This is a genomic window from Bacteroides sp. ET489 (assembly GCF_030518095.1).
GTDB classification, from domain to species: Bacteria; Bacteroidota; Bacteroidia; order Bacteroidales; family Bacteroidaceae; genus Bacteroides; species Bacteroides ndongoniae.
On sequence record NZ_JAULLJ010000001.1, the window covers coordinates 1 to 23,569 of the forward strand.

Below are 23,569 nucleotides of genomic sequence, written 5' to 3' on the forward strand. Positions count from 1 at the left end.
CAATGATGAATGTATATCATTATGGTTATCAGCCTATTATCCTATCAACTCATCAATTCATCGGATTTTTATTCACCAACAAGTCTGCAGGACAAACGGACGGAAGGAAATGCCACTATCCGCAGACAGGTCGGTCGGACATCCGACCTGCCTGCTGTCCGACCGGCCGACAAGGGAAGGCGTATCATATCGACGACAAGAAAAGGTCTGCCTATACCGCTGGTACTCTCACAGGCTTTTGGAAACAGAAAAGCCATAGCTCATTAGGGCATTTTCTTTACGCAGTGCAAGCACAGCTAAAAATGCCCCAATGAGCCAGCGGGGTTGCACCCCTTTGGACACCCCCGTTTGCCCCATGCGGCTATAACCGCAGGCAGGCGGACACCGACAAACAAGTTTGTATAACCTCAAAAACAAGAAACGAACATGGGATATATCAGCATACAAATCAACAAGGCGAAAGGGTCGGCTGACACGGGCGCATCCGACCACATAGAACGCAAGACCACGCCCAAGAATGCAGACCCCACACGCACCCACCTCAACCGTGAGCTGGTGCAATTTCCCGATGGCGTGGCAGACCGCACCGGAGCGATAAGCCACCGTATCCGCACGGCAGGCATCAGGCGGAAGATAACGCCCGACCAAGTGAGGGCAATCCGCATCGTGCTTTCGGGTACGCACGAGGACATGGCTAGGGTGCAGGACGAGGAAAGGCTTGGCGAATGGTGCGATGACAACCTGCAATGGCTGTACCGCACATTCGGCAGGGAGAACACCGTTTCGGCTGTGCTGCACATGGACGAACACACGCCGCACATCCACGCCACGGTCGTGCCGATAGTGGCGGGCGAGCGCAGGAAAGCCAAGCGGAAGCAGACGGAGGGCAAACGCACCTACCGAAAGAAAGCCAACGCCGTGCGCTTGTGCGCCGATGACCTCCTGACCCGTGAAAGGCTTGTCGCCTACCACGACAGTTACGCCGCAGCGATGGCGAAATACGGATTGCAGCGCGGCATCCGTGGTTCGGAAGCGCGGCACACTACCACCGCCCAATACTACCGTGAACTGAAACGGCAGACGGGAGAACTGGAAGCCAACGTACAGCAGCTACAAGTCAAACAACAGCAGGCGGAACGGCAGCTTGACGAAGTACGGAAGGAAATCAAATCGGAGAAGCTGGAAGCCGCCAAGACCGAAGCCAAGGCAGCACTCGTGGCAAAGGTCGGTTCTCTTTTGGGAAGCGGCAAATTGAAAGAGCTTGAAGCCGACAATCGCACCCTGCAAGACGAGGTCGCCGCCCGTGACGAGAGCATCGATTTGTTGCAACAACAGATAGAGCGGCAACAGGAGGAGCACAGCCGCCAACTGATGGAACTGCAAGCCAAGCACCGCAGGGAAATGGCAGATAAAGAAGCGGCACACCAAGAAGAAGTGTCATTCCTGAAATCCATCATCCGAAAAGCCAAGAAATGGTTTCCGCTGTTCCAAGAGTTGGTGTACATGGAAAAGTTCTGCCTCAAAGTCGGTTTCAGCGAAAGGCAGACCGCCACGCTCATCAGCGGCAAGCCGCTGTTCTACGAGGGCGAGCTCTATTCGGAGGAACACAGGCGGAAGTTCACGACCGAAAGAGCAGGTTTCCAAGTGGTGAAAGACCCGGCGGACAAATCAAAACTTGCACTTGCCATCAACGGGCAACTGATAGGCGAGTGGTTCAAGGAGCAGTTTGATAGACTGTTTTCGTCCATACGGAAAAGCGTCATATCGCCTCAAAACAGAAAAGGACTTCGACAATAAGAGTTAATATGCTTAAACCTAACGGGAAAGGAATAGTCTAATAATTGATTAGGTTATTCCTTTTCGTTATCTTTGAGTGCTATTAAGATGATAGGTTATGAAAAAGTTTCTGTACATATTGCTTTCATGGGTTGTCATAGGCGGACTCTCTGCCCAAAACAATAAATGTGTAGATATGTCCGCATTGCTGGAAAACAAAGTATGGAAAGTGCAATTACCCCGAGACAAGCAATATGCTATGGAAATGGAATTTCGTGATGCAGGGTGGAGAAGCGTCTTTTTGTATGATGGCAAAAGGAAAGAAACTTTTTATTCTTATTCATTATGCGGAGATACAATCAAAGTCTTTGAATCGAGGAAAAATTACATTATCCAAGAGCTGACCGACAGCACATTGGTTTTTCAGTATCTGCCCGACTCGCTGACCATTGGTGTTGGTCCGGTCAGATGCGTGACTGACAACAGCCTACAAGGACAACGGGAAAATGAAAACCGTTTGGACAGCATTTGGCGTGCGGAAATTAGTTGGAACTTGGGTGTTTTGGATATGTCGGGAAAGCCAATAAAAGACTTATCAACCATAGAGCCTCCCCGATGGGCGATATGGAATTATGACTTGGAAAAGTATTTTACCTCCCAAATGATTTATCCCGAACGCTTGTTAGAGAAGAACCAAGCCGGATATTCCGTAGTAATGTTCTCCATTGACACATTAGGATTACCGCGCGGCATTAATATATTGACATCTAAACATAAGGACTTCGACAAAGAAGTTGTCAGGCTGACAAAAGAATTGCCGCATTGCCTGCCGTACAGGAACAAGGACGGCAAGCGGATGGAATGTTTCTATACGGTATATGTGCCTTTCTTGCCCCAACACTATAGGGATAGGATAAAGGCGGACAGCATTGCGGAAGAAGAATTGAAACAGTGCTTCGTTGAATGGGAAACAGTCGCTTATTTCCAAGAAGCGAAGCCGTGGTCTGCACAAGAGTATATCACCCAACGGCTGGTATATGACCCAGCGCTGTTGGGGGACAAGAAACAGGTGAGAGGCATCTATACGGTGCGGATTAACTCGTATGGGGAAGTATATGAAGCCAAAACCCTGCGAAGCTGTGGCATTGAAGATTGGGATAATCAAGTATTGAACATCATCAGAAAGATGCCCCGCTGGATGCCTACCATCAATTACTACGGGAAAGGAGAATATAGGGAATCTGTATGGACTATACCTATAATTTTTAAGAAGGACAGGTGTTTGATTGCCCACACAACTGAAGAACGTCTTGAGGTCGATGTCCCTATATGCTATTTGAATGAACAAGGCGATACCATTGTGCCATACGGCAAATACAAATTCTGCGAAACAGACACTATACGGGACATCGGTTTTGTGTATGAGAACAAGCAGGACGCACGGATTGTTTGCATAGACAATCAAGGCCAAGAATTGTTCTCTGTGTTCAAATGCGATAACGGACCCGATTATATCCGTGAAGGACTTTTCCGTATCACGGATGAGAACAAATTGATAGGTTTTGCCGATTCTTTGGGCAATGTAGTCATTGAACCTCAATTCAAATTTGCTTTCCCATTCAAGAACGGCAAAGCAAAAGTTACATTTACAGGAGAAGAGAAAGCGATATTTGACGGAGAGCATCGCGAATGGGTAAGTGATAAATGGCAATATATTAACAAGAAAGGAGAGATTATACAATGAGAACTATAATTTTAGTAGCAATGTTATCAAGTGCCGTTTGCCTGAGTTGCACCAACAAGCGGCAACAGTTCCAGCCGGAAGTAACACCGGACAAAGAATTGGCTATCATTGGAGGAAACGATACGGTTACAAGCATCCAAGTTGTATCAGCGGATAAAGACACCGTCATCTATGATACGCCAGAGTGTTACCTTTGGTATGTCGAAGATTTGTCGGACAAGTACAAAGACAAACCAGTTTCCATGTGGACGGAATGTTCTGTTTATGGGGAGAATGTACAAATCGTTAATGTGTTCGTTGCAAACCCGACACCTGTTTCGCTGATGTATGGAAGAGGTTGGAAATTAGAACAATGGAACGGGAAAGAATGGGGTATAGCTAAAACAAAAGGTGACAGAAGTTGGTTTGATGATGGGTTTAACAAGCAAAAAGCACCTTTATTGTATTGCTTTCGTTTCCCCGTCGGCAGGTACTATTATCTTCCCAAAGGGAAATACCGGATATGTAAATCGTTCTCCGCGAAAAGAGAGTATATAGAATTAAGTGCAGAATTTGAAATCAAATAGCTTTATGAAAACAAGATTATCAGTATTCATTATCAGTCTATTGGCAACCTTTTCCTTGCAAGCGCAAACCAATGAACGGTACATTGAAGTGACAGGTACATCGGAAATAGAAATTGTACCCGACAGAATCCATTATCTGATTGAAATCCGTGAATACTTCGAGGAAGAATTCGACGGGAAATCGAAGCCCGAAGAATACCGCACCAAAGTGCCTTTGGCAGAGATAGAACAAGGATTGAGAGAAGCCATTGCCCAAGCAGGCATCCCACAAAATGCTATCCGGACAGAAGAAATCGGCGATTATTGGCGGCAGCAAGGGCAGGACTTCTTGGTTTCCAAGAAGTTTGATATTACACTGACCGACTTCAATCAGATAAATGAAATCGTCAAGCACATTGATACGAAAGGTATCCACACCATGCGCATCGGTGAATTGGAGAACAAGGATATACTTGCCTATCACCAAAAGGGGAAGATTGAAGCACTGAAAGCCGCTCAACGGAAAGCAACCTATTTGGTGGAGGCGTTGGGTAAGAGACTGGGTAACGTGATACGTATTGTAGAAGAAGGGAGCAGCAATTCTTTCCCGTTCGCGCAAAGCAATGTCCTGTCTTCTGATGCAGTCTCATTTGACAGCTTCCGTACCATTAAGAAGAACTATTCCATGCTGGTACGTTTTGAAATCATTGATTAAATGCAAGGCGGACGAAAGAAAAATGCTATATTCTTCTTTTCGTCCGCTTTATTTGTGTACATTTGCATTCGTAAGAGTTGCCCGAACAAGCAAAGCGATGCAGACCACGGCAATTAGAACGGTTGCCAACTCATTACCCGAAAACGGGGTAATTCTTCTAACTTTCTTGATTTCAAAGAGGTATATTCCTTATACAGATTTACGGAAAATCTCTGGAATATCCTCGTAGAAAATGTAGATTAGCGAAACAGAAGCTAATTATTAATCAGTTAAATACAAAAATCAGTAATTGAAAGATAAAAGAAAACTGAATTTTTCAGACGCGGATGGTACCGGTGAAACACTCCTTAAAGGAATTTGCTTGTACTAATGTCATTTCATAGGGAATGTAATAGGCATTACTTGCCATTGTTTAGCTTAATTTTTTTATGATAGAAATAGTTGACTACAACCGGTCTTCCTTTTACAGAACGACCGAAGGGCAAATCGTTTATCCGGTAAGGCAAATGGTTGGCCTGAGCGTAGAGGGCCATGTTTGCTTCCAAAGTTTGCCAATAGTCATTCTGCTTTTTGTTGTATATCTCTTCGTATAGCGGGAAAAGTTCCGGGTAGTTTTTGCAAATATAGTTCATTATTCTCACTTTAAACTCTCCACGCAGGTTCAGATTTTCAAGCCAGATTAAATCGGTATAATCTTTCACTTCTTCAATAATCGCTTTTACATCGGTTATTTCTGGAAAAATAGGCGAAACAAAACAGACTGTTCGGATGCCCGAATCGTACACCTGCTTCATGGCACGTAGCCGTCGTTCGATGCTTACCGCGTTATCCATGTCGGAGCGAAACTGTTCGTCCAGCGTATTGATCGACCATGAAATGGTCACTTTTGGAAAAGCCTTCAGTAAATCAAGGTCACGCAGGACGAGATCCGATTTTGTACAAATCATAATCTCTGCATTGGTTCCACGCAGTTCTTTCAACAAGGTTCGTGTGCGGCAGAAGGTTTCTTCATACGGGTTATATCCATCAGTGACAGATCCTATGACAATACGCTGGCCATCATATTTATGAGGATCGGCAATTGGTTTCCAGTGTTTCACATCCAAAAATGTTCCCCAAGGTTCGGTATGTCCTGTAAAACGTTTCATAAACGAGGCATAGCAGTATTTGCAGGCGTGCGGACATCCTACGTACGGGTTAACAGAATAACCGCCGACAGGTAATGAAGATTTGGTCATGACGCTTTGCACATCAATTTCTCTGATTATTTCTGTATCCATTGCATTGGTATCTTTGTTCAAGTTTTATATTTTCCCTTTTTAGTTGTTTATCAGTCGCAAAATTCGCTATAAAAACCAATTGGAAGTATGCCAAAATAAGACGAAGAAATGCCATTTTGATAAACAGAAATAGTACCTTTGTCATGCAATAACCAATGTGAAACCATATAATATGAAAAAGGAGATTGTTTCCGAAAAACTGGTAAATATTGCTTTCAGCAAAACCGAATGTGGTGTGGATTTTTATCTGAACACTGGCAGAAATACGGAAATTAATGGAGTGTTGACGGAGAACAAAGTCTTTAAAACAGATTTCTTCGAGTTTTTCTTCTTTCGGAAGGCCAACGGATATCTCTTGCTGAATTTTCGAAAGATAAAGTTGCAGGACGGGATGATATTACTTTTATCGCCACACCAGCAACAGGAATGGCACGTTGACGAAAAGACGTTAGATTATGATTTTCTCATTTTTCGTGAAGATTTTATGCGTACATTCATTGCCGACAAATACTTTGTTTATCGGCTGCTATATTATTATCAGACCGATACACCACCTTATTTATATGCATCACCTGAAGAATTTGCAGAATACACCCACCTGCTTGATAAGATAAAGCAAGAACTTCAACATCCTGTAGCAGACACGTATCATCTTATCGTATCTGTATTATATTATCTTTTAGTGATCATCAATCGTGCCTATGCCTCTGCTTATCACCTTCCGGTAGAAGTTTCGAAGAATAACTATGCTTTCCAATTCAAAGACCTGCTTGAACGGAACATATGCACCTTGCAACGGGTGCAAGAATATGCCGATATGCTCCATATCAGTCGCGTGACACTGAATACGGCAGTGATGACACAATTCGGCGTATCGGCTACACACTTGTTGAAACAGCGGCTTTTGGAAGAGCTGAAGAATGAATTGCTATTTCATGACTGCAGTGTTAACGAGCTGGCTGATCGTTTCAATTTCTCGGATGCCAGCCATTTGATGCGTTTCTTCAAACAGCAAACCGGCAAGACGTTCAAGCAATATCTGGTGGATTACAGAAACGGAATATATGAATGACAGAGCATTCAGCAATCTCTTCTTCAACCGTCATAGGGCTTGAAACGCGTGCGTTCGGCTTCAGTATTTCTGCTGATATTTCTTATAAAATGTAAGGAAAAACAAGAATCCGATGAAGGCAAAAGGAACTCCGCACAGAGCCGGATAACGGTACCCGCCACTAACGGCCAGCCCACCTACATAAGCACCGATGGCATTGCCCAGGTTGAACGCAATTTGCACGCAGGCACCTCCCAACATCTCGCCTCCGGGAGCTACACGGATAATCAGCACCTGTTCGGGACTGGAGACGGCGAACAGACCGGCCGTACACAGCGTCATGAGTATGGCTGCACACCACGGATTGGGCGAGAGGAAGAATATCAGCAGCAGAACCACGCAGATCATGGCCTGAACCACGGTACCTACCTTACCGGGTGTATAGCGGTCGGACATGCGTCCGCTCACTAGGTTACCCACCACCATGCCAAAGCCGGCCAGTACCATCAGGGCAGTCATGCTTTCCGTCCGGAAACCGGCTACTTCAGTCAGCATCGGATTGACATAACTGTACCAGCAGAATACACCGCCATTGCCCAGTGCAGTGGCTCCAAGTATCAGCCAGGGAGCAGGCGTTTTCAGGAAGCGGAACTGTCCCTTGAAGCCGGTATCTTTCAACCCTTCAACACGGGGAACCCAGCGGTATATATAATATAAGGTAATCAGTCCCCAACATGCAACCAACAGGAAAGTGACGCGCCACGAAATGGTGTGGCTCAGCGAGGTGCCCAGTGGCACACCAAACAGATTGGCAACAGTCATGCCTGCAATCATAATGGACACGGCTTCCGAACCTTTTCCTTCATCGGCCAGTTTCCCGGCTACGATAGAGGCCACTCCGAAATAAGCTCCATGCGGCAGGCCCGAGATAAATCGACCGGCCATCAGTACCCAATAGTTGGGAGCCGCTGATGCGCAAAGGTTACCAATAATCATCAGCGAAACCAAGACCATCAACGTTTGTTTCAGTGGCCTTTTACGTGCCAGAAGCAACATCGGAGCACCACAGCACACCCCCAAGGCATATGCCGAAATAAAATGTCCTGCCATCGGAATACTGATACCTAAATCCTGGGCTACATAAGGCAGAATTCCCATCATGGTAAACTCTGCGATGCCCAATCCCAACGTGCCAAAAGCCAAAGCTATCAGACTTTTCTTCATTTTCTAAATCCTGTTATTTACCTGCAATCTTTTTTCGGGGCGCAAAAGTACAGTTTTGTTTGCTAACAGCGAATGCTTTATGTCAAAAAAATAATTTGCCGAGTACACACGCCATTCTGAATTTATAAAATGAAAGGAGCGATTTGCAGGCAGAGTGCGCAATAACTATTTGCAAAATTATGTACCTTTGCATCATAAAAAACTACGCACAATGAAAAAACTGATCAAAGGAGCCCGGTTTACTCCTAAAAATTATTCCGACGAAGTAGAAGCTAAGATCCAACATTATAAACGGGAAGGCTACAGATTGCCCCAACGTCACATGCTGCGTACCGAAGAACAATTGGCGGGTATTCGCGAAAGTGCCAAAATCAATACCGCCCTACTCGACTACATTTCCGAGAATATTCGTGAAGGCATGTCCACAGCCGAAATCGATCACATGGTCTATTGCTTTACGACCGATCATGATGCCATCCCTGCACCCTTCATGTACGAAGGCTTTCCCAAAAGCGTATGCGTCAGCATCAACGATGTGGTGTGTCACGGCATACCCAGCACGAAGGAGTTCTTGAAAAGCGGCGATATTGTCAATGTGGATGTCTCTACTATTTATAAGGGATATTACTCGGACGCTTCGCGCATGTATCTGATTGGTGAAGTCAGCCCGGAAATGAAACGCTTGGTTCAGGTGACTAAGGAGTGTCGCGACATAGGTGTACAGACGGCGCAACCCTGGGCTCGTCTGGGTGATGTAGGAGCAGCCATACAGGAGCATGCCGAGAAAAACGGATACAGTGTGGTACGCGACCTGTGCGGACACGGTGTAGGCATCAAGTTTCACGAAGAACCGGATGTAGAGCACTTCGGACGTCGCGGAACCGGTATGCTCATTGTACCAGGCATGACGTTTACCATTGAACCGATGATCAACATGGGCAGTTACGAGGTCTTTATCGACGAAGCCGACGGATGGACGGTATGTACCGACGACGGTCTGCCTTCGGCCCAGTGGGAAAGTATGATTCTGATTACGGAGGATGGAAACGAAGTGTTGACTGAATAAAGAGGAGCACTTCGCATGAAAAGATTTCTAACGACAGCACTTCTATCTCTCAGTCTTTGTGCAACGGATATGTGCGCACAGATCAAATTGCACTACATCGATGCCGAACAGGCTCGTACGTTGCTTTCGCAGGAAGACGCTACCACCCGTCAGTGGAGCCGTTTCGATTACGAAGCCCGATTGGGCAGAAAAGGCGGTACCCGGCAGGAACTGATACGATTCATTGCCGATCAGGCACGCGACTGGAGCGAGGAAGACAAACGACGGATGCAGGAAGCGGCCGACACGCTGAACAGTCATATCAAGGCATTGAACCTGTCACTGTCTCTTCCGCAGGAAATCAGGATACTGAAAACAACCATGGCCGAAGAAGGCGGTGCAGGCGGATATACCCGTATGGACTACATCGTGGTGGAAGAGCAGATAGCCCACATGAAGCCCCAACAAGTCAGTTACCTGTTGGCGCACGAATTGTTTCATGTGCTGACACGCAACCATCCGGATTTTCGTGAGAAGATGTATAGGCTGATTGGCTTCAGCATTGCGCCTGAAGAATTCGAAGTTCCCGCCGATTTGCGCGACGTGCTGATCAGCAATCCCGATGTCAACCGTTTTGACAGTTATGCCCGTTTTCGCATCAAGGGAGAAGAACGTCCCTGTGCGATGCTGATTTATGCCAACAAGCCATACGAAGGAGGCAGTTTCTTCAATTATCTGACGATTGGCCTGATGCCTCTGAAGAACGATAAGGCGGAGCAGAAAGACGGAAAAACGGTGGTATACGGGATAAAGGATGCGGAGAACTTCTTTGAACAGGTAGGAAGGAATACCGACTACATCATCAATCCTGAAGAGATACTGGCCGAAAACTTTGCATTTCTGTTGACTCGTAAGCCTGTTAGCGAGACTCCCGAACTGATTGAGAAGATGCGGCAAGCCTTGCAACCACAGGCTGACCGTCATTGATTGGCTTTTTAAACGATATACTGTCGCATATTATGGAAATCGTATTACTGATTATAGGACTGGGCGTCGGAACAGGTGTCGGAATGCTGATTGCAGGGCGTAAAGCCTCTGCCTTGAAAGTACAGCTTGAGGCCGCACAGCAGCGTGAAGACTTGCTGAACCGAACGACCGACGAACGCATCGAACGCGAGAAGGCGATTGCCGAAGAACGTCTGAAAGCCATCGGCCAGCAGAACGCCGAACGGCTGGCTGCACAGGAAAAACAGTTTGGCGAACGTCTGACTGAACAGGAACGCCTTTTTGCCAACCGTCTGGCCGAGCAGGAACGCTTGTTCAACGAACAGAACAACAACCGCGAACAGCAGTTTGCCGAACGCCTGACCGAACAGCGTCAGCAGTTGGAGAAACGGCTGGCCGAACAAAAGGAGGAAGCCGAGGCTTTGCATCGCCGGATGAATGCCGAATTCGAAGCTTTGTCCAACCGTATCTTCCAAAGCAAGGCCGACGACTTTAAGCGGTTGAACGCCGAACACATCGGAAATCTGCTTCGTCCTCTGGGCGAGAATCTGAAGGATTTCCGCGAAAAGGTAGAGCAGGTTTACAATACGGAAGCCAAAGAGCGCTTCTCGCTGGGCGAACGCATCAAGGATTTGGTAGAACTGAATAACCGCCTGAGTGAAGAGGCCAATAACCTGACCCGTGCCCTGAAAGGTGACTCGAAGATGCAAGGTAACTGGGGAGAGGTTATTCTGGAACGTTTGTTGCAGGCATCCGGCCTTATCGAAGGCGAGCATTATGTGCGTCAGGAGTTTCTGCGTGATGAACGCGGTGAGGTTCTGACCAACGACGAAAGCGGCCAGCGTATGCAACCCGATATCATCGTCCGCTATCCCGACGACCGTGAGATGATTATCGACTCCAAAGTTTCCCTTTCAGCCTATGCTGCCTATACGGCAGCCGAAGATAAGGAAGAACAGGCCCGTTGCCTGAAAGCACACCTCCAGTCGGTCCGTGCGCACATCGACGAACTGAGCCGGAAGGATTATTCGCACTACGACATTAAAGCTCCCGACTTCGTCATGATGTTTGTTCCGACGGAAGGAGCTTACCTGCTGGCTGTCCAGAGCGACGCCAATCTGTGGGAGTATGCTTACAACAAGAAAGTGGTGCTGATGAGTCCTACCAACCTGATCAGTGCCCTGCGCCTTTCGCTCGACCTGTGGAAACGTGAGAATCAGGTGAAGAATGTGCAGGCCATCATCAAGCGCGGCACGTCGCTCTACGAAAAGATAGCAGGCTTTACCGATACTTTCCTGAGCATCGGCGACCGTTTGGGTAGCTTGCAGAAGGACTACGACAAGGCGCTGAACCAGCTTTCCGACGGTGCTGGCAGCGTGGTGCGGCAGGCCGAACAATTGCGTGGTATGAGTCTGACACCCAAGAAACGCATTTCACCCCGTCTCCTGCCCCGTGAAGAAGACCCGGCAAATGATGCCGGAACTGATACAACGGAAACAATAGACCGCTTATAGCATCTGTTTTACAAAATCGTATAATCAACTAAAAAACAATAGACAAGAACAATGAAAGCCTTGAAAGACCGCATTCTTCGCGACGGACGCTGTTTCCCCGGAGGAATATTGAAAGTAGACAATTTCATCAACCATCAGATGGACCCTATCCTGATGAAAAGTATCGGTGTAGAATTTGTACGCCGTTTTGCATCTACCCCGATCAACAAAGTCATTACTGTAGAAGCCAGTGGCATTGCTCCGGCAATCATGGTAGGTTATCTGCTCGAACTGCCTGTTGTATTTGCCAAGAAGAAAGTTCCCAGCACGATGGAAAATATGCTAAGTACTTCGGTCTTCTCTTTCACCAAGCAACGTTCGTACGATGTTTGCGTAAGCCGCGATTTTCTTTGCCCAGGCGATAAGGTGCTGTTTATCGACGATTTTCTGGCCAACGGTAATGCAGCCAAAGGTATTCTCGACCTGGTTCAGCAGGCGGGAGCCGAACTGACAGGTATGGGATTCATCATCGAAAAGGCTTTCCAGCATGGAGGCGACGAGCTGCGTGCGGCAGGCATTCATGTAGAGAGTCTGGCTATTATCGAGAGTCTGGACAACTGTGAGATTAAAATCAGATAAACCTGTCATCGTTCTTTGTCATTGGTAATGGAAGAGAAAAACAAGAACGGGCTTATCTATGGCCTGAACGACCGTCCACCTTTGCGTGAAGCCTTTTTTGCTGCGTTGCAGCATCTGCTGGCTATTTTTGTGGCTATCATTACTCCGCCGCTCATTATTTCGGGTGCGCTGAAGCTGGATACGGAAACGACCGGTTATCTAGTTTCGATGGCGCTCATTGCTTCGGGCATCGCTACTTTTGTACAGTGCCGGCGTTTCGGTTTTATCGGTACGGGATTGCTCTGCATACAGGGTACCAGTTTTTCGTTCATTGGCCCCATTATAGCTGCTGGTACTACCGGTGGCTTGGCGTTGGTGTTCGGCTCGTGTATGGCTGCTGCTTCGGTCGAAATGATTATCAGCCGGCTGCTGAAGTATACACGTAAAATCATCACTCCGCTCGTATCGGGCATCGTCGTTACACTGATTGGTATGAGTCTTATCAAGGTAGGTATTACGGCTTGTGGTGGCGGTGCGGCGGCTCAGGCCGACGGCAGCTTCGGTAGTTTGCGCTACGTGGGGCTGGCAGCTTTGGTGTTGGTGCTGATTCTGTTCTTCAACCGCAGCAGCAACCGGTACCTGCGTATGAGTTCTATCGTCATCGGACTGGCCACAGGTTATGTAGTAGCTTGGCTGATGGGGATGATCGACTTCAGCTCGGTGCAGAGTTTCGGAGGGGTTACCATTCCTCACCCTTTCCGTTTCGGACTTGATATCAGTCTGTCGGCTGTGTTGGCGTTGGCGCTGATTTTTGTGATTACAGCCATCGAAGCCTATGGCGATATTACGGCCAATTCAATGATATCCGGCGAGCCGGTTGAAGGTGAAGTGTTTATCCGTCGTGCTTCGGGTGGTATCTTTGCCGACGGCTTCAATTCGATGATCTCGGGTATGCTTTGTGCTTTCCCCAATTCGGTATTCGCGCAAAACAACGGCATGATTCAGCTGACGGGAGTAGCCAGCCGCTATGTGGGCTATTACATTGCCGGACTTCTTATTCTGCTTGGGTTGTTTCCGGCAGTAGGGCTGGTGTTCTCGCTGATGCCCGAACCGGTATTGGGCGGTGCTACGCTGCTGATGTTCGGCACGGTGGCGGCTGCCGGCATCCGCATCATTGCTTCGCAGGAGATGAACCGCAAGACTACGCTGGTCATTGCGGTCAGTTTCTCGTTGGGATTGAGTGTGGAGCTGGTTCCGGAGATTCTTTGCCAGCTGCCCGATACATTGCGTAATATCTTTGCTTCGGGCATCACCACGGGCGGACTGACCGCCATCGTGGCGAATGCCTTGATACGGATTAAGGAGTAATCCTATCATCCATATTTGTCTGTCGGTCAAGGTTTCTTCACCGTTTCTTCAACAGTGGAAGAGGCCTTGTCCGATGAATAGTTCAGCCGGGTGACATACGCTTGCCGGAGGATTCCTTTCACATCCATCACCATACCCATCGGTACGTCCCGTTCTACTTTCAACGACACGGTTGTCTCCCCATGTTTGCTTCGGAAGTCTTCCACTTCGTTGCGCAGTTCGTCCAATGTGAAGTTGCTCAACGTCTTGCTCAGACCGTCGGGAGCTATCAGGGTTATCTTCATCGGAAGCTTTTCGGCAGCATCTGTTTTTCTGAACTTTTTCGGTTGTGCAAAAGTAACCAGGATGGGAAATGCCTTGTCCAGCACCGCTTCGTCTGTAGTGCCCAGTTCGGCGGCTGCTTCCTGACGTAGTTGCTGGTAAACGTCCTTGACTGTGTACAGATACAGGCGCATGGCTTCGGCCGAAGAGCCGCGGTCGTAGATTATCTCCAAACTGGACCGGAACGGTTGTCCCGACTGTTTAGCCTGCTGATAGTCTTTTCGTAATACGTCGGACAGATGCTTGCGGATGAAGTCTGCACAATCAGTCGGCGTTCCTTCCTGGTCTATCATAACCTGATTGCGCAAGTTGACTAACAGCCGGTGTGCTGCTTTTCCAGATTCAGGAGCAACAGTACCGCCCCCTTCCTTGAACTTCCGTGCAAAATACTGCTCCAGCAGCTCGCGCTCGTCCAGTCGGACAGTGTCCTGCGACTGTGTGCCGACGGGCGGTTTCACCATCTGTTCTACTGCATTCTTCACTTCGGGCCGGGCAAACGCATAGAGCGTCCCCGACACCACGGGCACGAAGAGCAACAGCTTCAGTCGTGCCAGTCGATTGGTTCTTTTCTTTAACATCATATTGATACGTTGTTTTAGCTTGCTGTGTCCAAAGCCGCTGGCCATAGAGTAGAGCCTTGTGCCGACGGATTTTTTCACGAGCAACAGTTGATATTGAGTAGCATCGATGCCATGTAGCAGCACGCCGTTGTCTGCTTCGAACTCGTGCACTTCGCGAAGCTCACGCATCAGCAGCCAGGCGGCAGGATTGAACCAGTGGAGGACGATGATGGCCTGCATCCACAGCAGATCGGCCGTGTGATGATAGTGCAGGTGCATCTGTTCGTGCAGCAATATCGCCTCGCGGTTGTTCCGGTAGTCTTCTTGCGAAAGAACGATTGTACGGCCCCAGCTGAAAGAACCTTTTTTCAGCGGACAGACAATCAGGCGGAAGCCCTGCTGCCTTTCGGACGGATAGCAGCAGAACAACTGGCGCATCCGTAGCATCGACAGCAGAAAGAAAGCCAATGTCAGCAGACCCCCACCCGTATATGCCCATGTAATCAGGCGCAGGGCGCTGAATGCAGCAGGAGCGGTCGTTGCCGGTGCGGAGACGGTTGCTGTCGGCGGAAGCGGCTGTTCCGCTTCTGTGCCCTCTGCATGCAGGCGTATGGATGGCGATGCCGAGGAAGGGGCTGTCAACAGTGTTTCGACCGTTGTCATGGGCTTTTGCCACAGGCTGGCTTGCGGAATGCTGAGTTGCACGAATGGCAACAGCAGGCAACACAACGTGCCGCCCAACAGCAGCAGACGGTTGGTGCGGAACAGGGTGTCGCTGCGGAAACATAGCCTGAACACGAAATATAGCGTGGTCAGGCAAAGCGTCGACTTGAACAGATAGAACAGAAAAGCTCCCATAGTCCTGGTTATGCTTTACGTTTGCTTTCAATCTGTGCGATCAGCGCCTTCAGCTCGTCGAGCGGCATGCCTTCTTCTTCTACAAATGATGACACGACGTTGGCGAACGAGTTGTCGTAGTAGTGGGCTATGACGTCGTTCAGTGCCGAACGTTTGTAGTCGTTGGCCGATATCAAGGGATAGTACTGGTAGGTGTTTCCGTAGGCCTTATAGCCTACAAAGCCTTTTTCTTCGAGGCCGCGTACCAGTGTCGAGACGGTATTGTAGTGCGGTTTTGGCTCTTCGTAGAAGGCCAGCAGTTCGCGTACAAACATCGGGCCGTGCTCCCAAAACATCCGCATGATTTCTTCTTCTTTAGTGGTCAGTCGTTTCATAATCTTATTGCTTTAACGTTGGTGTACGCTGCAAATATATAGATTATTTTCGAACAAACAACTAATAGTATTAGTTAATCAACTAATAAATGTAGTAGTTTAACTAAAGTTAGCAGTAGTAGCGTATAAACTGAAGAAGAAAGAGGTATTATAAAATGAAATACAGACCTACACACCTCTCCCACTGTGTTAAGCCTTCCGTTGGTCATTCCGAAGAGGGCTGTCGAGGGAGAGTGTGTAAGTCTGTGCGGTGTATGTTGGTCAGAATAGGGTTAGCGGTAGCTGCGTAAAGCCAGTTTCTTTACCCACAGTACGAAGAAGCCTGTCAGCACCAGATTGAGCACAATGGTGAGCACGGAGATGAGCAGCGCCGGTCCGTCCAGATTATAGCTCAGCGCGATGAAGATGACTCCTGCCCCTACTTCGCCTCGTGTAAACATACCGATGGATAAGGCCAGACGTTCGCTGAACTTGCGGTCGCGGTAGAAGAAAACGGGGAACAGCTTGCCGATGTTGGACAGCAGCGATACGGCCACTACATGCAGCGCAATCATTCCCCACGACATCATCTCCTGCGATCCGGTTATCGAATGGCTGCCTGCCGATGCTTCGGCAAAGTCGACTCCGAGGAAGCGCGGCATCCCCACTCCTACCAGAAACATGAACAGAAACGAAATGCCTGTAGCCGCACGGCGTTCGGCTGGCGAATCGTGTTCGCGGTGTTTCATCACCATGCCCAGTACGAAAGCCGGAAGCAGCACTTCGACGTGGATGCTGCCTTCTTCACCATAGAAGTGCTTGCTCAGTGCATAGATGCCCAGCGTGCCGGCAAACACCAGTACCGAATAGCAGAGAATGGCTTTCCAGTCTTGCCGCCAGTCGTAGCGGCCCATCTGCTTCCACCCGAAGGAGAGCAACAGCATCACAATCACGACAATGGTCAGCAGCTGCCACTTCAGACCTATCATCATAATCTGCAGCGGAATCATCAGCAGGATGGTGTCCAGGTCGTCGAAGATGGCAAGTACCTGTATTTTCTTGTACATCCAGCTTTGTTTCAGCCCGATGGCCGCCAGCATGGTAAACAGGATGCCTGCCGAAGTGGGGGCGGCAAAACGGCTTAAAAGCAGGTTTTCCTTCCACGCATCCCAACTGCCCCAGCAGTCGGACGGAAGCAGGACAAAGATGTAATAGAGTGCTATCAGAAACCAAGGCATGGCGGCAGTGGCCATGGCAATGAAGTAATCCTGAGCATACGTCCGCCAACGCGACTTGTCGACTTCGAACTCGCGCCCCACATTGATCATGATAAAACCAAGGCAGACGTAAAGCAACACATTCGACGCGGTCTTTACCGCATCATAACTTCCTCCCGCCCACAGGGGGAGGTACTGGCTGACTAGCAGCCCGGCCATCAGAAAGGCCGAAAACGATAGAACTTTTCTCATTTATAATATAATTAAAAGAGGAGGACACCAAGACAGTCCTATGGAAAGAGAGCATCCTCCTCGGGGTTATCAGGGTGAAGGGGGATTAATCCAGCTTCAGCACCGCCAGGAACGCCTTCTGCGGCACTTCCACGTTTCCGATCTGCTTCATGCGTTTCTTACCCCGCTTCTGCTTTTCGAGCAGTTTGCGCTTACGGCTCACGTCGCCACCGTAGCACTTCGCGGTCACATCCTTGCGGACGGCCTTGATGGTTTCGCGGGCTATGATTTTGGCGCCGATGGCTGCCTGAATGGCTATTTCGAACTGCTGGCGCGGAATCAGTTCTTTCAGCTTCTCGCACATGCGGCGACCCAGGTCGTAGGCGTTGTCGAAGTGGGTCAGTGTGGAGAGGGCGTCCACGGGTTCGCCGTTCAGCAGGATGTCGAGCTTCACCAGCTTGGACGGACGGAAGCCGTTGGGGTGATAGTCGAACGAGGCATATCCCTTGGAGATACTCTTCAGCTTGTCGTAGAAGTCGATGACGATTTCGCCCAGCGGCATGTCGTAGTAGATTTCTACGCGGTTGCCCGAGATGTATTCCTGCTTCACCAGTTCGCCACGCTTGCCTAGGCAGAGGGTCATGATGGGGCCGATGTAGTCGGTGGTCGTGATGACCGACGCACGGATGTAGGGCTCTTCGATGTGGTCGATCATGGTGATGTCGGGCATGCTGCCGGGGTTGTGCACCTCCATGACGTGTCCTTGCTTGTCGTACACGTTATAGGATACGTTGGGCACGGTGGTGATGACGTTCATGTCGAACTCGCGGTCGAGTCGTTCCTGCACAATCTCCATGTGGAGCAAGCCCAGGAATCCGCAGCGGAAACCGAATCCCAGCGCCAGCGACGACTCGGGCTGGAAGGTCAGCGAAGCATCGTTCAGCTGCAGCTTCTCCAGCGACGAACGCAGGTCTTCAAAGTCTTCGGCCTCGATGGGATAGACACCGGCAAAGACCATCGGTTTTACTTCTTCGAAGCCGGCGATGGCTTTGTCGCACGGGCGGGCAATGTGTGTGATGGTGTCGCCCACCTTTACTTCGCGCGAGGTCTTGATGCCCGAAATGATATAGCCTACGTCGCCTGTGCGCAGCTCGTCGCGTGGCACCATATCCATTTTCAGCACGCCTACCTCGTCGGCGTCGTATTCCTTGCCCGTGTTGAAGAATTTCACTTTGTCGCCTTTACGGATGACGCCGTTCTCAATCTTGAAATAGGCGATGATGCCGCGGAAGGAGTTGAATACGGAGTCGAAAATCAAGGCCTGTAGCGGGGCGTTCTCGTCGCCTTCGGGATGGGGGATGCGTTCGATGACGGCGGCCAGAATCTCTTCGACTCCCATGCCGGTCTTGCCCGATGCGCGGATAATCTCCTCGCGCTTACAGCCCAACAGTTCTACGATTTCGTCTTCCACTTCCTCGGGCATGGCGCTTGCCATGTCGCACTTGTTGATGACGGGGATGATCTCCAAGTCGTGCTCGATGGCCATGTAGAGGTTCGAGATGGTCTGTGCCTGTACTCCCTGCGATGCGTCGACGATGAGCAGCGCGCCTTCGCAGGCGGCAATCGAACGCGACACTTCGTACGAAAAGTCCACATGTCCCGGGGTGTCAATCAGGTTGAGGATGTATTTTTCGCCCTTGTACACATATTCCATCTGAATGGCATGGCTTTTGATGGTGATACCTCTTTCCTTTTCCAGATCCATGTCGTCCAGCATCTGTCCTTCGGTTACTTGGATGGTGTTGGTAAATTCCAGCAGGCGGTCTGCCAAAGTCGATTTCCCATGGTCAATGTGGGCTATGATACAAAAGTTACGTATATTCTTCATCTTCTAAACTAGTTCTCTTTTTGGGTTCGCAAAGATAGTGAAAAGCTAAGAGGCGTACAAACTATTGAAACCTGTTTTGAATATTTTTTCTTCCGAGCTGCATCCTGTCCTATCCAAACGAATCGTCAACATCCCCCCTTGTTTCCCTCTTGCCGGAACAAAGATAAATACAACCAAGCGGAGAACCATAAAAGGGGTATCGATATACTGTGAAAATCTGTTAATAAAACGCGATTCTTGTGTTAATAAAGCTAACTCGTTGAAAGGCAGGGCGTAGGAGGCGTTTTATACGTTTTCGCCCGTGATTGTTTATTTTTATTTGCCATCGGCTGTGATGGGCAACCGGAAGGCGGCGTTTGGCGTAAGACGACTGCCGGCGTTACAGTATTACAGTTACAGTTAGGTAAATTTCGATTTCCACCATACTGAAGTTAAGAGTAATATTATATATTATATATATAAATATATATAATATATAATATTAAATTCTTTAACACTTCTTCTAGTTTAGGGTCTGAATGAAAAATCAATACAAATCAGAAGAAGTCGGAACAACTTGAATCAAGATGAATACTCGAAAAAAATCTAACTGTAACTGTAATACTGTAACGCCAAACGGGTAAAAATGTAACGAAATATGTACGTTTCTACATATCAGCACGCATCATACAAAAAAATTCAGGCAATAAAAAAGGGGCAAAAAGGGGGTGCAAAAATCAAGAAAACAACGGCAACCGCGTTACAGTTACAGTATTACAGTAAGTTTTTTCGGAAAAAAGGGCGCAAAAAAAATGCGTTGACAACAAAATAGACGTTGCATCAACACATTTTCTTAATACTCTTATGAATCTCGTCTGCTTAGATCAGCTTGAAGAACAGTTCACCTTCTACTTCTTCGGCAGAGATTTTGTCTTCTCTCAACAGCCAACCGAGTCCCAGGAACATATCTTTGTCAATCAACTTTGTAGCTTTCTTCAGTTGCTTGGCAGTCAGTCCTTCGGTTCCATTCAGTGCATTCCAAATCTTTCCAGCAATTTCGCCTGCTTTTTCTTTTAACATTTTCTTCAATTTTAGTTTAGTTAGACATGCTTTATAAAGTCTGAATTCCCTTTATACGGCAGATTCAGATTTTATTTCTGCTGCAAATATAGCTATTTTTATGTTATATAGCATATTTTCATTCTTTTTTTTCTTGAAAATGTAAGAAAAAGCGGAAAATGAAGGTAAAAAAAACACGATATCGGCCTTTTTCTACTTCCCTTGCAGGTGTTCCACCCAGATGCGGGCGGCAGTTTCCACCATGCGCGGACAGGGGCGTTTGGCGTAGTATTGGGCCGTACGCTCTTCGGGGATGCTACTGATTTCGGGCTTCTTCTGCCCCAGCAGTTCGGCGCAGACAAGCGTTCCGTTCCGCTTCTTGAACTCTTCGGCCAGCCGCTGCACCAATGCGTAGTTTTCGGCCTTGCTGGTGCGGTCCTTGCCTTCGAGGGCACACTTCTCCAGTCCGGCCAGCATAAACAGCCCACACGCCGCGCCACACGTCATACGCATGCGCCCGATGCCGCCGCCAAACGATGCCGACATGTGCAATGCCTGTTCTTCGGTGAAGCCATACATGTCAGCAAAAGCTACCACTACCGACTGCGAGCAGTTAAAACCACTTTTGAAAAGCTCGACCGCCTTTCCGATACGTTCTTCCAATTCCATTGTTTTTTCCTTATAACTCTATACTTTCGTTTTTTTACACATTTCTTATCCGGCTATCACCTCCCACAGCAGCATCAGGTTCAGCACAGTCACCGCGGCTGCGATGGCATACAGCACCAGCGCGTTCCAGCGGCTGTTGACATACTGCCCCATCACCTTGCGCGACGAGGTCAGGCCGACCTGCAAGAACACCGTGAAAGGCAGCTGAATGCTCAGCACCATTTGCGAAATAAGCAGCCCCTTGAACGGGTCGCCTATGAAGAATATCATCAGCAAGGCAATGCCCAGCGAGAGCACCACTCCTATCTGCGAGTGGCTGTCCTTGATGTGGTAGGACTCGCCGAAGATGCCGGCAAATATGGAGCCTGCCGCCATGCCGCTGGTGATGGTGGACGAGATGCCGGCCATGAGCAACGCCAGGGCAAAGACGACTGCCGCATTGTTGCCCAGCAGCGGTTCGAGCAGCGACTTGGCCTGTTGCAGTTCCTCGACCTGCACACCTGCCTGATAGAAGGTGGATGCCGCCAGCAGTATCATCGCACTGTTGATGGCCCAGCCCACAATCATGGAGAATAGCGTGTCGAACAGTTCGTACTTCAGCACCTTGCGGATAGAAGCGTCGTCCTGCTTGTTGTATTCGTGGCTCTGAATGACCTCGGAATGCAGAAACAAGTTGTGGGGCATCACCACGGCGCCCAGCACGCTCATCACGATAATCATGCTTCCGTCGGGGAACGAAGGTGTCACCCACCCCTGCACGGCCTGCGGCCAGTCTATCTTGACCAGAAACAGCTCGTAAATGAACGAAAGCCCTATCACGGACACAAATGCGATGATGGACCGCTCTATCTTCTTGTACGAATTGGTGAACAGCATGACCAGCACAAAGGCCGTAGTCAGCACCGCCCCCCATACGATGGGGATGCCGAACAGCATCTGCAAGGCGATGGCTCCGCCCAGAATCTCGGCCAGCGAGGTCGAGATGGAAGCCAGCACCGCCGTGCCCAGAATGGGGCGCGACACCCACGACGGTGTGTATCGGGTAGCCGCTTCGGAGAGGCAAAGCCCCGTCACGATGCCCAGATGCGCCACATTGTGCTGCAAGATGATGAGCATCACCGTGGACAGCGTAACCACCCACAACAGCGAATAGCCAAACTCGGAGCCCGCCGCAAAGTTCGAAGCCCAATTGCCCGGATCGATGAATCCTACCGTCACCAGCAGTCCGGGACCGATGTATCTGAAGACATCCAGACCACCCAGATAACGTTTATGGTCTTTCCGCTTCAAGTCATTCCATATATTCTTCATATCAACTACAGATTAGCATAACGTTAATCATAGTGTAACAACGGCAGGGGCTAATTGTTTTTAAGAATTCAGCAATTCATCCAAATAGCTGTAAAACTCGGGGTCCTCGCCTACCACAATCTTCAGAATCGTGCCTTCGGGGCTAAGAACAATCTTTGTCGGATAGCCACGGACGGCATAAAGCACCGATACATCGGGCTTTCCCTCGTTGCGAACGTGCAGCCAGGGCATGTCGTGCTCTGCTACGGCCTTACGCCATTTTTCTTCCGTGTCGCGACAGTCAATGCCTACAAACTCCACTTTGGCCTTATGCTTGGCGTAAGCCTTCTTCATGTCGGGCACACCTTTTATGCACCAGCCGCACCAACTGCCCCAGAAGTCGAGCACTACATACTTGCCACGAAGCGAAGAAAGCGTAAAGTCATTGCCCTTGAGATCTTTCAGTGTGAAGTCGGGAGCCGGATTGCCTTCCTTCACTCGCTCGGCTGCCGCACGACGCTCCATCTCTTTGTCGTAACCCTCCTTCACCTGACGATACAAGGGCGCCATTACCCCCGTACGTACAGGCTCGGCCACTACGTCGAGCATCTCGCCTACCCTCTGCATCGACAAGTCGCGCGACAGCGCATAGACGGCCACCTCCTGATCTGCATGGCTCCGGATAAAGTCGCAACGCAGGTCTTGCATACGGTCCAGGAACTCTCGTGAAGGCGTATAAGCCTTGCGGATGCTGTCGGACGGAATCCCGTCCTTCTCCATCTGCATACATACCTCACGAAGCGAATCGAGCTTCAGGATGCAGGGGCGCAGCTGGTCGTTCAGCTCGTTGCAAGCCTCGTAGAAGGCGTCGCCGCCCAAACGGTAATCCTCCAGCGTGCCGCTCACCGTGACGGGGCGACCGGGCAGTAGTATCAGTCCTAAAGCCTGCATACTGATAGCGCCGTTGCCCGAAGGTTTGGCGTAGATGTAGACTTGCTTCAGCACGCTGTCGCCCACATTGAAGGCAAACTGCCCGTTCTGCATAGGCACCGTATCGAGCTGCGCCTCCCCCTCGCCTACCGGCCTGTGGTTGACCAGCAACGTATCACTTTCAATCCCATTCAGCATGCCGCTGACATCCATCTTCGCCGCTGGTTGGCAGGCAGTCAGCAAGCCTGCACCAAGCAGCATCATATACACATTTTTCATATCTCTGTTCTTATTAACTTAAATCAATAACCACGATGTTATCGGGGGTCAAAGTTACAGAGATTTATTGT

General features: G+C 49.1%; 21 protein-coding genes. 11 read left to right on the plus strand and 10 right to left on the minus strand.

All coding sequences use genetic code 11. The annotated features are described in order from the left end of the window. Positions 1–9: 9 nt before the first annotated feature. The 5 genes from Q3C19_RS00005 (at position 10) to Q3C19_RS00025 (ending at position 4,780) form a co-directional block, all read left to right on the plus strand. Positions 10–267: a hypothetical protein gene (locus Q3C19_RS00005; protein WP_302726264.1), complete on the plus strand. Its 258-nt coding sequence runs from the start codon at positions 10–12 to the stop codon at positions 265–267. A 159-nt stretch (positions 268–426) separates the two neighbouring features. Continuing rightward, positions 427–1,797, plus strand: coding sequence for a MobV family relaxase (gene mobV, locus Q3C19_RS00010; RefSeq protein WP_302726266.1), 1,371 nt, complete (start codon positions 427–429; stop codon positions 1,795–1,797). A 97-nt stretch (positions 1,798–1,894) separates the two neighbouring features. Continuing rightward, a complete protein-coding gene (locus tag Q3C19_RS00015; RefSeq protein ID WP_302726268.1) occupies positions 1,895–3,520 on the plus strand; it encodes an energy transducer TonB in 1,626 nt (541 codons plus the stop codon). Then, the gene (locus tag Q3C19_RS00020) at positions 3,517–4,086 is read left to right on the plus strand and encodes an immunoglobulin-like domain-containing protein (RefSeq protein ID WP_302726270.1); all 570 of its coding nucleotides are present in this window, start codon (positions 3,517–3,519) and stop codon (positions 4,084–4,086) included. Before Q3C19_RS00015 ends, Q3C19_RS00020 begins: the two co-directional genes overlap by 4 nt. Before the next feature lie 4 nt (positions 4,087–4,090). After that, positions 4,091–4,780, plus strand: coding sequence for an SIMPL domain-containing protein (locus Q3C19_RS00025; protein ID WP_302726272.1), 690 nt, complete (start codon positions 4,091–4,093; stop codon positions 4,778–4,780). Between the two features lie 398 nt (positions 4,781–5,178). On the opposite strand, the gene Q3C19_RS00030 is transcribed toward Q3C19_RS00025, so the two are convergent. Continuing rightward, positions 5,179–6,060 (minus strand): radical SAM mobile pair protein B, encoded by an 882-nt coding sequence (locus tag Q3C19_RS00030; protein ID WP_302726274.1) that lies wholly within the window; start codon positions 6,058–6,060, stop codon positions 5,179–5,181. A 172-nt stretch (positions 6,061–6,232) separates the two neighbouring features. On the opposite strand from Q3C19_RS00030, the gene Q3C19_RS00035 reads away from it, so the two are divergent. Further along, positions 6,233–7,132, plus strand: a complete 900-nt coding sequence (locus Q3C19_RS00035) for an AraC family transcriptional regulator (protein ID WP_302726276.1) — start codon at positions 6,233–6,235, stop codon at positions 7,130–7,132. 60 nt (positions 7,133–7,192) lie between these two features. Here Q3C19_RS00035 and araJ read toward each other — a convergent pair whose 3' ends face one another. Then, entirely contained in the window at positions 7,193–8,335 is a 1,143-nt protein-coding gene (gene araJ, locus Q3C19_RS00040; protein ID WP_302726278.1) for an MFS transporter AraJ, read from the minus strand. Between the two features lie 211 nt (positions 8,336–8,546). On the opposite strand from araJ, the gene map reads away from it, so the two are divergent. The 5 genes from map to Q3C19_RS00065 are packed head-to-tail and all read left to right on the plus strand — an operon-like array spanning position 8,547 to position 13,864. Further along, complete coding sequence (gene map, locus Q3C19_RS00045) at positions 8,547–9,401, plus strand: type I methionyl aminopeptidase (RefSeq protein WP_071149682.1); 855 nt, start codon at positions 8,547–8,549, stop codon at positions 9,399–9,401. A 15-nt stretch (positions 9,402–9,416) separates the two neighbouring features. Beyond that, positions 9,417–10,367: a hypothetical protein gene (locus tag Q3C19_RS00050; RefSeq protein ID WP_302726283.1), complete on the plus strand. Its 951-nt coding sequence runs from the start codon at positions 9,417–9,419 to the stop codon at positions 10,365–10,367. 32 nt (positions 10,368–10,399) lie between these two features. Next, entirely contained in the window at positions 10,400–11,899 is a 1,500-nt protein-coding gene (rmuC, locus tag Q3C19_RS00055; protein WP_302726285.1) for a DNA recombination protein RmuC, read from the plus strand. A gap of 51 nt (positions 11,900–11,950) precedes the next feature. After that, complete coding sequence (gene xpt, locus Q3C19_RS00060) at positions 11,951–12,517, plus strand: xanthine phosphoribosyltransferase (RefSeq protein WP_302726287.1); 567 nt, start codon at positions 11,951–11,953, stop codon at positions 12,515–12,517. Positions 12,518–12,544: 27 nt separating this feature from the next. Next, entirely contained in the window at positions 12,545–13,864 is a 1,320-nt protein-coding gene (locus Q3C19_RS00065; RefSeq protein ID WP_071149685.1) for a nucleobase:cation symporter-2 family protein, read from the plus strand. Between the two features lie 26 nt (positions 13,865–13,890). On the opposite strand, the gene Q3C19_RS00070 is transcribed toward Q3C19_RS00065, so the two are convergent. From Q3C19_RS00070 to Q3C19_RS00105, 8 genes are all read right to left on the minus strand, one after another. After that, complete coding sequence (locus Q3C19_RS00070) at positions 13,891–15,603, minus strand: M56 family metallopeptidase (protein ID WP_302726292.1); 1,713 nt, start codon at positions 15,601–15,603, stop codon at positions 13,891–13,893. A gap of 8 nt (positions 15,604–15,611) precedes the next feature. After that, entirely contained in the window at positions 15,612–15,977 is a 366-nt protein-coding gene (locus Q3C19_RS00075) for a BlaI/MecI/CopY family transcriptional regulator (protein WP_302726294.1), read from the minus strand. Between the two features lie 272 nt (positions 15,978–16,249). Then, complete coding sequence (locus Q3C19_RS00080) at positions 16,250–17,425, minus strand: sodium:proton antiporter (protein ID WP_302726296.1); 1,176 nt, start codon at positions 17,423–17,425, stop codon at positions 16,250–16,252. A gap of 85 nt (positions 17,426–17,510) precedes the next feature. After that, complete coding sequence (gene lepA / locus Q3C19_RS00085) at positions 17,511–19,292, minus strand: translation elongation factor 4 (protein ID WP_022161698.1); 1,782 nt, start codon at positions 19,290–19,292, stop codon at positions 17,511–17,513. 858 nt (positions 19,293–20,150) lie between these two features. After that, positions 20,151–20,351 carry a winged helix-turn-helix domain-containing protein gene (locus Q3C19_RS00090; RefSeq protein ID WP_022161699.1) on the minus strand — a complete coding sequence of 67 codons (201 nt, stop codon included), beginning with the start codon at positions 20,349–20,351 and terminating at the stop codon, positions 20,151–20,153. Between the two features lie 192 nt (positions 20,352–20,543). Then, positions 20,544–20,999, minus strand: coding sequence for a C-GCAxxG-C-C family protein (locus Q3C19_RS00095; RefSeq protein WP_302726303.1), 456 nt, complete (start codon positions 20,997–20,999; stop codon positions 20,544–20,546). 45 nt (positions 21,000–21,044) lie between these two features. Further along, complete coding sequence (locus tag Q3C19_RS00100) at positions 21,045–22,310, minus strand: Nramp family divalent metal transporter (protein WP_071149690.1); 1,266 nt, start codon at positions 22,308–22,310, stop codon at positions 21,045–21,047. 60 nt (positions 22,311–22,370) lie between these two features. Further along, complete coding sequence (locus Q3C19_RS00105) at positions 22,371–23,498, minus strand: TlpA disulfide reductase family protein (protein ID WP_071149691.1); 1,128 nt, start codon at positions 23,496–23,498, stop codon at positions 22,371–22,373. Positions 23,499–23,569: the final 71 nt, after the last annotated feature.